Annotated in this window: 12 protein-coding genes; 7 read left to right on the top strand and 5 right to left on the bottom strand. The window is 74.5% G+C overall.

Features of this window, described 5'->3' with window-relative positions; all coding sequences use genetic code 11:
• Window positions 1-162: 162 nt before the first annotated feature.
• The 3 genes from ACGFRB_RS32290 to ACGFRB_RS32280 all read right to left on the bottom strand — a co-directional run bounded on the left by ACGFRB_RS32290 (window position 163) and on the right by ACGFRB_RS32280 (window position 1,986).
• A complete protein-coding gene (locus ACGFRB_RS32290) occupies window positions 163-489 on the bottom strand; it encodes a hypothetical protein (protein ID WP_393248113.1) in 327 nt (108 codons plus the stop codon).
• Window positions 486-1,550 carry an aminotransferase class V-fold PLP-dependent enzyme gene (locus tag ACGFRB_RS32285; protein ID WP_393248111.1) on the bottom strand — a complete coding sequence of 355 codons (1,065 nt, stop codon included), beginning with the start codon at window positions 1,548-1,550 and terminating at the stop codon, window positions 486-488. The genes ACGFRB_RS32290 and ACGFRB_RS32285 overlap by 4 nt, the downstream gene beginning before the upstream one ends.
• A gap of 82 nt (window positions 1,551-1,632) precedes the next feature.
• Window positions 1,633-1,986: a hypothetical protein gene (locus tag ACGFRB_RS32280; protein ID WP_393248109.1), complete on the bottom strand. Its 354-nt coding sequence runs from the start codon at window positions 1,984-1,986 to the stop codon at window positions 1,633-1,635.
• Between the two features lie 144 nt (window positions 1,987-2,130).
• On the opposite strand from ACGFRB_RS32280, the gene ACGFRB_RS32275 reads away from it, so the two are divergent.
• Entirely contained in the window at window positions 2,131-2,268 is a 138-nt protein-coding gene (locus ACGFRB_RS32275) for a hypothetical protein (protein ID WP_393248107.1), read from the top strand.
• Between the two features lie 85 nt (window positions 2,269-2,353).
• Here the strand turns inward: ACGFRB_RS32275 and ACGFRB_RS32270 are convergent, their stop codons facing one another.
• Window positions 2,354-3,313 carry a GlxA family transcriptional regulator gene (locus tag ACGFRB_RS32270; protein WP_393248105.1) on the bottom strand — a complete coding sequence of 320 codons (960 nt, stop codon included), beginning with the start codon at window positions 3,311-3,313 and terminating at the stop codon, window positions 2,354-2,356.
• A 70-nt stretch (window positions 3,314-3,383) separates the two neighbouring features.
• Between ACGFRB_RS32270 and ACGFRB_RS32265 the strand changes: the two genes are divergently transcribed.
• Window positions 3,384-4,838 carry an MFS transporter gene (locus tag ACGFRB_RS32265; protein ID WP_393248104.1) on the top strand — a complete coding sequence of 485 codons (1,455 nt, stop codon included), beginning with the start codon at window positions 3,384-3,386 and terminating at the stop codon, window positions 4,836-4,838.
• A gap of 77 nt (window positions 4,839-4,915) precedes the next feature.
• On the opposite strand, the gene ACGFRB_RS32260 is transcribed toward ACGFRB_RS32265, so the two are convergent.
• Window positions 4,916-5,863, bottom strand: coding sequence for an AraC family transcriptional regulator (locus ACGFRB_RS32260; RefSeq protein WP_393248102.1), 948 nt, complete (start codon window positions 5,861-5,863; stop codon window positions 4,916-4,918).
• Between the two features lie 91 nt (window positions 5,864-5,954).
• Here ACGFRB_RS32260 and ACGFRB_RS32255 point away from each other — a divergent pair, with 91 nt between their 5' ends.
• The 5 genes from ACGFRB_RS32255 (at window position 5,955) to ACGFRB_RS32235 (ending at window position 12,238) form a co-directional block, all read left to right on the top strand.
• Entirely contained in the window at window positions 5,955-7,031 is a 1,077-nt protein-coding gene (locus tag ACGFRB_RS32255; protein WP_393248100.1) for a zinc-dependent alcohol dehydrogenase family protein, read from the top strand.
• Window positions 7,032-7,332: 301 nt separating this feature from the next.
• Entirely contained in the window at window positions 7,333-8,484 is a 1,152-nt protein-coding gene (locus ACGFRB_RS32250; protein ID WP_393248098.1) for a hypothetical protein, read from the top strand.
• On the top strand, window positions 8,481-9,839 hold the full coding sequence (locus ACGFRB_RS32245) for a sensor histidine kinase (RefSeq protein ID WP_393248096.1): 1,359 nt from the start codon (window positions 8,481-8,483) through the stop codon (window positions 9,837-9,839). Before ACGFRB_RS32250 ends, ACGFRB_RS32245 begins: the two co-directional genes overlap by 4 nt.
• Window positions 9,839-10,636, top strand: a complete 798-nt coding sequence (locus ACGFRB_RS32240; protein ID WP_393248123.1) for a response regulator — start codon at window positions 9,839-9,841, stop codon at window positions 10,634-10,636. The genes ACGFRB_RS32245 and ACGFRB_RS32240 overlap by 1 nt, the downstream gene beginning before the upstream one ends.
• A gap of 150 nt (window positions 10,637-10,786) precedes the next feature.
• Complete coding sequence (locus tag ACGFRB_RS32235; protein ID WP_393248094.1) at window positions 10,787-12,238, top strand: peptidoglycan D,D-transpeptidase FtsI family protein; 1,452 nt, start codon at window positions 10,787-10,789, stop codon at window positions 12,236-12,238.
• The last annotated feature ends 143 nt before the right edge of the window (window positions 12,239-12,381 follow it).

Below are 12,381 nucleotides of genomic sequence, written 5' to 3'. Positions count from 1 at the left end.
GCGCCGGGGGCTCCGGGTGGGGTGGCCGCCCCCCGCGCGTTGGGGTTTCCGGCCGGGGGGGGGGCCGGCGCCCCCGGGGCACCCCCCGCCCCCCCGGCGGGGGGCCCCCCCCCGCCGGCCGGGGCCCGGGCCGCAAGCCCGGGCCCCGGCCCCGGTCGTCCCTCAGCCGCCTTCCTCTTCCTCGCCGTACCCGGCGAGGAAGAGCCGCAGGCGGGTGAGGTCCTCGGCTTCGACGTACACCCGCTGCCCCCAGTGGGTCGTGAGCCGGTGGGCGACGGCGACCAGCCGGCGGCGGTCCTCCGGTGTGTACGCCGGGTAGCGCGCCCAGCCTTGGCCGGCGATCGTGTCGCCGAGTTCGCGTACCAGCAGGGCCTGGTACCGCCGTTCCTCCTCGTCGGTCAGCGGCGCCGGGGCCGCCTGGGCTTGCCCCAGGGCCTCCGGGGCGTCGTCGGCGGGCAGCAGCCGGACGTTGAAGAGTTCGCGGGTCATCCGGCGAGGACCTCCAGGACCCGGTCGACGTCGGCGGCCGAGTTGTACAGGTGGAAGGAGGCCCGCAGGTTGCCCGCGCGGGCCGAGAGCAGTACCCCGGCCTCCCGCAGCGCGTCGGCGCGGTCGCCGAGGCCCGGGACGGCGACGACGGTCGAGTCGTCCGCGACGGGGGTGTGACCGATCTCGGTGAGTCCGGCGCGGAAGCGGGCGGCGAGCGCCTTGTCGTGCGCCTCGATCCGCTCGATCCCGATTTCCTCCAGGAGGGCGAGGGAGCGGGCCGCGCCGTGGTACGAGGGGAAGGCCGGTGGTTCGTCGAACCGCCGCGCGGAGTGGGCCAGTTCGCGCACCGGTCCGTAGCTGTTGGTCCACAGCTCCTCGCCGGTGACCCAGCCCGCGTGGATCGGCAGCAGCGCGTCCTGGGCCTCCTCGGTGACGGTGAGGAAGGACGCCCCGCGCGGGCAGAGCAGGTACTTGTAGCCGCCGGCGACGGTGAAGTCCCACTCCCCCGCGTACAGCGGCAGCCAGCCCGCGGACTGGGTGGCGTCGCAGAGGGTACGGGCGCCGTGCGCGGCCGCCGCGGCGCGGACGGCCGCGAAGTCGGCGGTGCGGCCGTCGGCCGACTGGACGGCGGAGAAGGCGACGAGCGCGGTCCCGGGGCGTACGGACTCGGCGAGCCGCTCCAGCGGGACGAACCGGGTCTTCAGGTCGCCGCGCACGGTGAAGGGGGTGATCAAGGAGGAGAAGTCCCCTTCGGGGAACAGGATCTCGGCGCCGGCCGGCATGGACTGCGCCACCATGCCGATATGGACGGAGACCGAGCTGCCGACGGCGACCCGGTCGGGGGTGACGTGCGCGAGCCGGGCGAAGGCGGCCCGGGCCTCGTCGACGATGCCGAAGTCCCCGGCGCCGTCGGCTCGGCCGGCCGCGGTCTCCTCGGCGAGCAGGGTGACGGCCTCGATGGCGCGGCGCGGCAGCAGCCCGCAGGCGGAGGTGTTGAGGTAGGTCCAGGTGGGCGCGAACTCGGCACCGCCGAGGGGTACCAGGGTTTCCTGAGAATCCATGGCTCCAGCCTGGGTTCCCACCCCTCCTCCGTCAATGAGTCCACCGTGCCGGTGGTCATCGGCGCGGCCCGGCGGGGCGGGGTCAGTCATTGATGACGAGGAAGTCGACCACCGCGGTCAGTTCACTGGGCCAGTCGATGAAGATGCGGGTGAACGCGTCGTCGTCCCCGGGCACGATGTTCAGGACGCTCATCTTCGCAGCGCCCATGAACCTGGGCGTTCCCGGGGCACCCTGGTATTCCGCGATCGAGGCGAACACGTGCGAGTTCACGGTGATGGGCCGTCCGGTGGGACCGCCGAGGAGGTGCAGATCGGCAAGGCCGCTCAATCCGCCCAAGTCGACGCGGGCCGCGAAGGACTGCGATCCGATGGCCGTGGGTCTGATGTCCTCCAGCGACACGGTGATGGTCGGGATCTCTTCCGGTTTCTCCGGCATGACCGACTCCTGACATGCGGTGTTACGCACAGGCGTGCGGTGATGCGCACACGGCTGACGTACCGGCGCACGTCGCTCGCGCGTGCTCTCCTCTCAGTCTGTACCCCCGTTCGGGTGCGCGCGAGTCGCGCGCACCGCCCCGCTGTGCGTGCGCGGGGCGACGGCCTGCTCGTCGTGATCGAGGCGCTCCGGCGGGACGAGGACTTCCTGTTCACTTTCTTGCGGCTGCTCCTCGCCCTCCAAAAAGCCTTCGGCATCCCGTGGACCGCCCCTAACCCCTGATTCGATCCGGATCTCCGGCCGCTCGTCCCCTCCGGGGAGACCGAGCGGCGGACGCGTGCGCTGATGGAACGTCACGCCCGGGCCGTCACGCGCCCGTCAGCCGGCTGAAGGAGGCCCGGTACGCGCTGGGGGTGAGTCCAGTCCGCTGGAGCATGTGCCGGCGCAGCGAGTCCGCCGTCCCGAGACCGCACGCGCGGGCCAGCACATCCATCGGCAGCGCGGTGGTCTCCAGGAGTTCCTTGGCCCGCTCGACGCGCTGGTGCAGCAGCCACTGGAGCGGACTGACGCCGGTCTCGGCGTGGAAACGGCGGGAGAGGGTGCGCACGGAGACCCCGGCCTGACGGGCCAGATCGGTGAGGGTGAGCGGCCGGTCGAGGTGCTCCATGGCCCACGCGCGCGTGGCGGCGAAGGAGACCCCCCGCTCGGGCGGCAGCGGGGTGAGCGTGAACTGCGCCTGCCCGCCGGGCCGTACGGGCGCGACCAGCGCGAGCCGGGCCACGGTGTTGGCGACGGCGGCGCCGTGGTCGGTCCGGATGAGGTGCAGGCACAGGTCGATCCCGGCGGCGTAGCCCGAGGAGGTGACCAGTTGGCCGTCCTGGACGAAGAGGACGTCGTCCTGGAGGTCGACGTCCGGGTGGAGCGCGGCGAGCCGTTCGCGGTAGGCCCAGTACGTGGTGGCGCTGCGGCCGTCGAGGAGTCCGGCGGCGGCCAGGCCGAACGATCCGGTGCAGATGGCGGCGATCCGCTTGCCCTCGGCGGCGGCGCGGCGCAGGGTTTCGACGACGCGCGGCTCGGGGGCGTCGACCGGGCCGCTGCCGGCCAGGATCACGGTGTCGGCGTCGTCGACGGCGTCGAGTCCGCGCGGGATGTACAGGTCCAGGCCGCCGCTGGTGGCGACCGGGCCCGGGGCGGGCGTGCATACGACCGTCTCGTAGCCGGGCCCGCCGTCCACCTCGACCTTGGCGAGCAGCAGTTCGGGGATGGCCAGGTTGAACAGCGAGACGGGCGGGGCGGCGATCACCGCGACGCGCCGGACAGCGGTCATGGCCAGAACCTCCGGTTGTATGGCATTCAGGCCACTACTGTAGGGCGCCGCCGCCGCGCAGCCTTGATCCATGACCTCAACCGACTGTCTCCAGAACGCCGTTGACGCCCCCGCCGCCACGACCTCCGCCACGACGTCCGCCACGAACTCGAAGGGCCGACCCTCCGCGCGCCGCGCCGCCGGCCGGGGCCCGGACTCCGGCTCCGGCTCCGGTGGATCCCCAGGTCCGGCGCTCGTCGCCGCCCTGCTCGGGTTCGCGCTCATCACCCTCGACTCCTCCGTCGTCAATGTCGCCCTGCCCGCGATCGGCGCCGATCTGCGAACCGGGATGACCGGACTGCAGTGGGTGGTCGACGCGTACACGCTCGCCTTCGCCGCCCTGCTGCTGTCCAGCGGCGCGCTCGCCGACCGGGTCGGCGCGAGCCGGGCGTACGCCGGCGGAGTCGTCGGCTTCACCCTGGCCTCGGTCGCCTGCGGTCTCGCCCCCGCCCTGCCGGCCCTGCTCGCGGCCCGTACAGCCCAGGGCGTGGCGGCGGCGGTGATGCTGCCGGCCTCGCTCGCGCTGGTACGGGAGGCGTACGGCGATCCGGCGCGGCGGGCCCGCGCGGTGTCGCTGTGGGCGGCGGGCGGCACGGTCGCCGTGGCGCTCGGCCCGGTCGCGGGCGGGGCGCTGACCACGGCGTGGAGCTGGCGCGGGATCTTCTTCGTCAATCTGCCGCTGGGGCTGCTCGCCCTCGTCCTGCTGGCCCGGGTGGCGCGTTCGGCCCGCCGTCCCGCGCCGCTCGACCTACCCGGACAACTGACGGCGGTGGTGGCGCTGGCAGGGCTGACCTTCGCGGCGATCGAACACGGCCCGGCGACGTGGTGGGCGCTCGGCGTGGCGGTGGTCTCCTTCGCCGCCTTCCTGCTGATCGAGGCGCGCCGGAAGCATCCGATGGTGCCGCTGGGCCTGTTCCGCGACACCACGGTGGTGGTCGCGGTGTCGGCGGGCGCGGCCGGCACCGTGGCGTTCTACGGCATGGTCTTCGTCTTCGGTCTCTACTTCCAGCAGGTGCTCGGGCTGTCCGCGCTCGGCGCGGGCCTGATGTTCCTGCCCATGACGGGGCTGCTCGCCGCGGTGAACGTGCTGTCGGCCAAGGTCGCGGCCCGGCACGGGGCGCGGCTGCCGATCGTCACCGGCCAGGTGGTGGCGGCGGCCGGGCTGCTCGGTCTGCTGACGATGGACGCCGACACGCCCCGGGCCGTCCAGGCACTGCTCCTCGTCCCGCTGGCGCTGGGCTGCGGCTTCGCGCTGCCGCCGATCATCGCCGCGATGATGGAGGCCGTACCGGCCGAGCGCGCGGGCACCGCCGCCGGACTGCTGAACGCGATCCGGCAGACGGCGGGCGCGCTGGCGGTGGCGGTCTTCGGGTCGCTGGCCGCCTCGGGAGTGGCGCACGCGCTGCGCCCCTCGCTCCTGATCAGCGCGGGTCTGATGGCGGTGACGGCCCTGGCCTCGCTGCGGCTGCCGCGCCACCGCCGCTGAGCCCCGAGGGGGCCAGGGAGACAAGGGCCGGGGGCCGGGGTTCTCGGGCCAGGGCTACGGGGCACGGGACCCGGCGGTCAGGCCGCCGCCCGGTACCGGCCCGGGGCCACCCCGTACTCCCGCTTGAACGCCTTGGCGAAGGCGAACTCCGAGGCGTAGCCGGTACGTTCGGCGACCGACCGGAGCGGCAGGCCGCCCGCGCGCAGCAGCCGTCCGGCGGTCGCCATCCGCCACCAGGTGAGGTACGCGAGCGGCGGCCGGCCCACCAGGGTGGTGAAGCGGCGGGCGAAGGCGGCGCGGGAGAGACCGCCGAGGGCGCCGAGTTCGCCGACCGTCCAGGGGTGGGTGGGGTCGCCGTGCAGGGCGCGCAGGGCCGCGGCGACGGCCGGGTCGGCGAGGGCGGCGGACCAGCCGGTGGAACGGTCGGCGCGTTCGGTCAGCCACCAGGTGCGCAGCAAGGACAGCAGCAGGGTGTCGAGGAGCGCGGGCACGATCGCGTCGGATCCGGGCAGCGGTTCGGCGAGTTCGGCGCCGAGCAGTTCGACGGCCGCGCGCAGCCGGGGGTGGGCGCCGACCCGGGCGGGGATGTGGACGTACGGGGGCAGCTCGGCGAGCAGCGGATGGGGCCGGGTGCGGCTCAACTGGTAGGCCCCGCACAGCAGCAGGGTCTCCTCGGCGCCGACCGGCCCCCGGTCGGGCGGGGTGGGCCAGGAGCCGTCGGGCAGCGGGACGGCGTCGGTGAGCGGGCTGTCGGGGTGGTCCGCGAGACCGTACGCGGTGCCGTGGGTGAGCAGGACGACGTCCCCCGGGCAGAGTCGTACGGGAGGTGGCGGCAAAGCCGCCGCCGGGCCGCCGCCCGGATTCTCCCGAGGGGGCAGCAGCCAGGCGGTGCCCTGGAGGACGACATGGAACCCGGCGGCCTTGCCCGGCGGGAAGCGGAGGCCCCACGGCGCGAACCGCACCGTACGGGAGGAGTGCGGACGGCCGGTGCGCATGGCGGCGATGACATCACTCAGTACGTCCACGTCTCGCACGGTACCGTGCGAGACGATCGGACATGCCGCGAAGCCGGAGAGACATGGGCCGTCTCGCCAACTGCCGCCTACGGTCGACGACATGGAAACGCAGCAGGCACAGTCGCAGTCGCAGAATCAGAATCAGACCCCGGCACGGCAGGCACGGCAGGTACAGCGGGCGCGGCAGGGGACGACGACCCGGGCCGTGGTCTTCCACAAGCTGGGCGGACCCGAGGTGCTCACCGTCGAGGAGATCGCACTCCCGGCGCCCGGGCCCGGCGAGGTGCGGGTACGCGTCGAGGCGATCGGGCTCAACCGGGCCGAGGCGCTGTTCCGTTCGGGAGACTACTTCTACCAGCCGGCCCTGCCGGGCTCGCGGCTCGGTTACGAGGCGGCCGGCGTCGTCGAGGAGACCGGCGAGGGGGTCACCGCGTTCGCGCCCGGCGACCCGGTGATGGCCGCGGCCAACTTCGACTTCGGGGTGCACGGCGTGTACGCGGAACACGTGGTGCTGTCGGAGGAGCATCTGGTGCCGCGCCCCACGGGGGTGGACGCGGTGGCCGGGGCGGCGGCGTGGCTCGCGTACTCGACGGCGTACGGCGGCATGGTGGAGGCGGGCGGGCTGCGGCCCGGCGCCCATGTGGTGATCACCGGCGCGTCGAGCGGGGTCGGCACCGCCGCGATCCAGGTCGCCCTGCGGGTCGGCGCGGTCCCGATCGCCGCCACGCGCGGCGCGGCCAAGCGCGAGCGGCTGCGCGCGCTCGGCGCCCCGCATGTCGTCGCCACCGACGAGCAGGACCTGGTGGACGAGGTGCGCCGGATCACCGGCGGGGTGGGCGCCGACGTGGTCTTCGACGCGATCGGCGGGCCCGGCTTCGCGCGGCTCGGCGGCGCGCTGCGCCCGGAGGGCACGGCGGTGCTCTACGGCTGGCTGGACCTGCGGCCGGCCGAGGTGCCGATGCAGTGGCCGCTGACCGTGCGCGGGTACGCCAACGGCGCGGTGGTGCGATCGCCCGAGGGGCGGGCCCGGATGGCCGCCTTCATCGGCTCCGGGCTGCGCGACGGCTCGCTGTCGCCGGTGGTCGCGGAGGTCTTCGAGGGGCTGGAGTCGATGCCGGACGCACACCGGCTGATGGAGTCCAACACCCACGTCGGGAAGATCGTGGTGCGCGTGTGAGACGGCGTATGCCGGAGCGCCTCGCCGGGCGCGCGGCATCCGGGCGCCAGGCCTCCGGACTCCTGGTCTCCTGGTCTCCTGGTCTCCTGGTCTCCTGGTCTCCTGGTCTCCGGGCGCCCGACCACCGGGCTTCCGGTCTTCGGGTCTTCGGGCTTCCAGTCTTCGGGCTTCCAGTCTCCGTACGCCCCGGACCGGGGCCGGGGTGTCACCCGCGCGGCCGGCCGGGCTCCCCCGCGCGGCGGAGGCGGTTCGCCGTACGGCACGACGCGCCGGGCCGGGGCGGGGCCCGAGGGTTGAGGACATGACGACCTCCCTCCCCATCCCGCCGGCTGCTGTTCCCCCGGCGCCCGTTCCGCCGGCGCCCGGCACCGCCGCCCCGGGGTCGCTCCGCCGGGTGCTGTGTCTCCTCGCGATGGCCGCCTGTCTGCCGTACATCGCGCTCAAGGTCGCCTGGGTGGCGGGCAGCAGGATCGGCATCCCGGACGGCAGCGGACTGCTCGACCACCGGACCCTGATGATCGTCGCCAACGGTGTCAGCGTGCTCGCCGACGCGCTCGTGGTGCTGCTCGCGCTGCTGCTCACCCGGCCGTGGGGCAGCCGGGTGCGGGCCTGGCTGCTGGTCTTCCCGATGTGGGCGGCCACCGGGCTGCTCGCGCCGATCGTGACGGGCTATCCGGCCCAGCTCGTCCTCGCCGCCTTCGGCGACCGGGCCGGCGGCGGGTCCGGCGCCGGGGCCGGTACCGGGCGGGCCGCCGAGCCGTTCCTCGACGCCTGGGTCTTCCCCGTCGTGTACGGCGGCTTCATCGTCCAGGCGCTCTGCCTCGGCACGTTGTTCGCGCTGTACGCCCACGACCGCTGGAGCCGGGTGTGGGACGGGCGGCTCGGCGCGGCGACGGAAGAGACCGAAGGGGCCCAAGGGGTTCAGGGAGTTCAGGGGACTCGGGAAGCTCGGGGGGCGCGGGGAACTCTCGGACTCGCGGGGACTCGGGTGCGGGTGGCCGCGACGGCCGGAGCCGTGCTCGCCGTCGGGCCGGCCGCGACGCACGCGGTGTGGGCGGCGGGCGCGACCGTCGGCCTGCCCGCCGCGTACGCTTCCGAGTACCACGGCGACCAGGCGGTCGTGGATCTCCTGCGGGCACTGTTCCTCGTGGCCGCCGCCGTGGCCACGCTGTGCCTGGTCTGGGACCGGCCGGCCGGAACGCGGGTGCGGACCACGATGGCCTGGGCGTGGGTGGCGTCCGGGGCCGCGGGCTGCTGGGGCGCGTACATGACCCTGGTGTGCGGGGTGACACGGGTGTCGGGCGGCCCCATGGAACAGGCCGGAAAGCTGCCGACGGCCCTGATGATCACCACCTACGCTGGCGAGATGATCACCGGATTCCTGCTCGCCGGCTGCCTGGCCGCCGTTCTGGCCGCCCGGAGTCGCCGTCCCGCCCTGGGCTCGGCGGAGTGACGGCGGCCGTCGTGTGCCGGGCGCTCGTGGGGCAGCGGGCCAGACGGCGCTGGTTCCATCTCGTTCTGGGCGGTGCCCTGTTCACGCCGCTCTGGCTGATCGGCACCGTGGTCGTGAGCCCGTTCTTCGGCCATGGCGCGCTGTTCGGCGACACCTTCGCCGCGCAGTTCGCGGCGTACGGAGTGGGGGTGCCGCTCGCCTTCCTCACGGTGTTCTTCCCGCTGGCCCGGCCGATGTCGGTGGCGGCGGTCCGGACGCTGTGCGCGGTGCCGCCGGGGCGGCTCGCGGACGGCCCGGCGCGCGGGTGGGACGCCCGGGGGCGGGCGGCGGCCTGGTTCACGCTGCATTCGGCGGTGGGCGCGCTGTTCAGCGGGACCAGTCTGGCGCTGCCGCCGTTCGCCGTGGCGCTCATGGTGCTGCCGTTCTCGGCCCGGCTGCGCGGCTCGGAGCTGGTCGGGTTCTGGCACCTGGGCGGGATGGGGTCGGTCTGGCTCGGGCCGCCCTCCGGGCTGCTCATGCTGCTGGCGCTCGCGGGCGCGTCGAAGGCGACGAGTGCGGGGCTCGCCGCCGTCGCGCCCCGGCTGCTGGGGCCGAGCCCGGCCGACCGGCTGGCCGCCGCCGAACGGCGGGCCGCCGAACTGGCCGTACGCAACCGGCTCGCCCGTGAACTGCACGACTCCGTCGGGCACGCGCTGAGCGCCGTCACCCTCCAGGCCGCGGCCGCCCGTCGGATGCTCGACCGGAGCGCGGGGCGAGGGACGGGCGGAGGTCCAGGCGGAGGCGGGGGTACGGGCCCGGGCGCCGCTACGAGCGCGGGGCCGGGCCCGGCTGCCGGTCCCGCCGCCGACCCGGCCGCGGACTTCGTACGGGAGGCGCTGACCGCGATCGAGGAGACCGGGCGGCGTACGCTCGGCGAACTCGACGCCGTCCTGGGCCTGTTGCGCAGCGGCGAGGACGACGGGGCGCTCGCGGCCCCCGGTCTGGAGGCGCTGGACGCGCTGGTCCGGGGCGCGGGCGCGGCGCGGGTGGCGCTGACGGTGCGCGGGGACCTCGGGCGGCTGCCCGAGGCGGTGTCGCGCGAGGGATACCGGATCGTGCAGGAGGGGCTGACCAACGCGGTGCGCTACGCGCGCGGCGAGAAGGTGACGGCGCGGATCACGCTGTCGGGCGACGAACTGGAGATCATCATGGAGAATCCGCTGTCCGGCCCGGCGCCGGTGGCCCGTCCGGACGGCGGGCGCGGCCTGCGCGGGGTCGCCGAGCGGGCCCGGCTGCTCGGCGGGAGTGCCGGGGCCGGTCCGGTGGACGGGATCTGGCGGCTCGCCGCCCGGCTGCCCGCCGGGGGTGCCCGGTGATCCGGGTGGTGCTCGCCGACGACGAGCGGATGGTGCGGACGGCACTGCGGGTGATCCTGGACGCCGAACCGGACCTGGAGGTGGTCGGAGAGGCGGCGAACGGCGCCGAGGCGGTGTCGGTGGTGCGCGAGCTGCGCCCGGACGTCGTGCTGATGGACGTACGGATGCCCGGCATCGACGGCATCCAGGCGACCCGGCGGATCCTCGCCGGCCGGCCCGACGGGGTGGAAGAGACGGCCGGGGCGGAGGGGGCGTACGGGCGTGACGGGGCGGCCGGAGTCGGCGCCGGGGACGGGGACGGGGACGGGGACGGGGACGGGGACACCGCGGCCGGGGAGTACGGGAGCGGGGAGTACGGGGGCGGCCGGAGCGGGCCCCGGGTCGTGGTCGTCACCACCTTCGAGAACGACTCCTACGTGTACGAGGCCCTGCGCGTCGGCGCCTCCGGTTTCCTGCTGAAACGGGCCGCGCCGGAGGAACTGGTGAGCGCGGTGCGGCTGGCCGCGCGCAGCGAGTCGCTGCTCTACCCGGCCGCCGTCCGCGGTCTCGCCGCCGAGCACGCCCGCCGGCGCCCGGCGCCCGCCCCGCCCTGGGCGGCCCGGCTCACCGACCGCGAGGCGGAGGTGCTGCGGCGGATGGCGAAGGGCCTGACCAACGCGGAGATCGCCGGGCTCATGGGCGTCGGCCCGGCCACGGTGAAGACCCATGTGGCCGCCGTCCTCGCGAAGACGGGCACCCGGGACCGTACACAGGCGGTGATCGCGGCGTACGAGTCGGGATTCATCACCCCCGGCTGAGCGGCGGCCCATCGCCCGCCGTCCTCGCCGGGCCACCCGCACGCCCCTCCGGCCCGGGAGCCCGACCGGAGGGGCGCCTTCCATGAAGGTTCACTGAGAATCCGGACCGGCCGGAACGCGGCCCGTGCGCCCACTCGTCCCGCATATGGGATGAACAAGACGATCAGAAGGGCCTCGGTCTTCTCGCTGCTCCTGGTGCTGGCCCTGCTGGGCCGCGCCACCTGGGTGCAGGCGTACGAAGACAAGGCCCTCGCGCACGAGAAGTCCAACCGGCGGACCACCATCGCGCAGTACGCGCAGCCGCTCGGGAACATCGTCGTGGCCGGCTCGCCGGTCACCGGCTCGACGCCGACGAAGGGCGGCGATCTCGCGTACAAGCGGAACTACACGGACGGCGCGCTGTACGCGGCCGTCACCGGCTACAGCTCCCAGGCGTACGGGGCGACCCAGCTGGAAGGCATCTATTCCGACATCCTCGACGGCACCGACGACCGGCTGAAGAACCCGCTGGACGCGATCACCCGCAAGCAGGCGGAACCGGGCACCGTCGTCACCACCATCGACCCGGACGTGCAGAAGGCCGGGTACCGGGCGCTCGGCGACAAGAAGGGCGCCGCCGTCGCGATCGACCCGAAGACCGGCCGGATCCTCGGGCTGGTGTCGACCCCGTCGTACGACCCGTCGACGATCGCCGGGGTGACGGACGGCGAGGCGTGGCAGCGGCTCACCGACGACCCGGACAAGCCGCTGGTCAACCGGGCGCTGCGACAGCCGCTGCCGCCGGGCTCGACGTTCAAGCTGGTCGTCGCGGCGGCGGCGCTCGAAGACGGGCTGTACGGCTCGGTGGACGAGCCGACGCGCAGCCCGGACCCCTACACCCTGCCCGGCACCCGGACCGTGCTGCCCAACGAGAACGCGTCCGCGCCCTGCGCGAACGCCACGATCCGCACCGCGCTGCGCTACTCCTGCAACAACGTCTTCGCGAAGATGGCCGTCGACCTGGGCCAGGACAAGGTGCGGGCGACGGCGGAGAAGTTCGGCTTCGACGACAAGAAGCTGGACGTGCCGGTACGGGCCTACCCGAGCGTGTACCCGTCGGGCATGGACCGGGCGCAGACCGCGCTGACCGGCATCGGGCAGTTCGACGTGACGGCCACGCCGCTCCAGATGGCCATGGTGTCGGCGGCCATCGCCAACGACGGGCTGCTGGCGGCGCCGCACATGGTGAGTGAGGTCGTGGACTCCGACGGAAACGCGCTCCAGACATTCCGGGACGGGGACACCCGGCGGATCGTATCGGCCAGGACGGCGGAGCAGCTGCGGGACGCGATGCGGACGGTGATCGAGGAGGGCACCGGCACGAACGCGGCGATCCCGGGCGTGGAGGTCGGCGGCAAGACCGGTACGGCGCAGCACGGCGAGAACAACAGCAAGACCCCGTACGCGTGGTTCACCTCGTACGCGAAGGACCCGGCGACCGGCAAGGAGGTCGCCGTGGCGGTGATGATCGAGGACTCGGGCGCGGCGCGCTCGGAGGTCTCCGGCAACGGGCTCGCGGCGCCGGTGGCGCAGCAGATGATGCGGGCCGCGCTGAAGGGCTGACAGGCCGACGGGCCGCGCGCCCGGGACGGCGTAAGTGACCCATGGCGGGGGCCGGTTGATCACCGGCCCCCGCCGCACGATATGCAGGTGCCTTGATCATGCGTCCCATGCATCACATGCGCCTCATGTATCTCATGCGTCTC

This window comes from Streptomyces sp. NPDC048718, from assembly GCF_043198875.1.
Classification (GTDB): Bacteria; Actinomycetota; Actinomycetes; order Streptomycetales; family Streptomycetaceae; genus Streptomyces.
The sequence above is the reverse complement of the archived record's forward strand: the minus strand, read 5'-3'. Positions and strand labels throughout refer to the sequence as shown.

Excerpts from the sequence above, each read along its gene's own strand:
- ACGFRB_RS32290 (WP_393248113.1), bottom strand. The coding sequence starts at position 489 with ATGACCCGCGAACTCTTCAACGTCCGGCTGCTGCCCGCCGACGACGCC.
- ACGFRB_RS32285 (WP_393248111.1), bottom strand. The coding sequence starts at position 1,550 with ATGGATTCTCAGGAAACCCTGGTACCCCTCGGCGGTGCCGAGTTCGCG.
- ACGFRB_RS32280 (WP_393248109.1), bottom strand. The coding sequence starts at position 1,986 with ATGCCGGAGAAACCGGAAGAGATCCCGACCATCACCGTGTCGCTGGAG.
- ACGFRB_RS32270 (WP_393248105.1), bottom strand. The coding sequence starts at position 3,313 with ATGACCGCTGTCCGGCGCGTCGCGGTGATCGCCGCCCCGCCCGTCTCG.
- ACGFRB_RS32265 (WP_393248104.1), top strand. The coding sequence starts at position 3,384 with ATGACCTCAACCGACTGTCTCCAGAACGCCGTTGACGCCCCCGCCGCC.
- ACGFRB_RS32255 (WP_393248100.1), top strand. The coding sequence starts at position 5,955 with ATGGAAACGCAGCAGGCACAGTCGCAGTCGCAGAATCAGAATCAGACC.
- ACGFRB_RS32250 (WP_393248098.1), top strand. The coding sequence starts at position 7,333 with ATGACGACCTCCCTCCCCATCCCGCCGGCTGCTGTTCCCCCGGCGCCC.
- ACGFRB_RS32235 (WP_393248094.1), top strand. The coding sequence starts at position 10,787 with ATGAACAAGACGATCAGAAGGGCCTCGGTCTTCTCGCTGCTCCTGGTG.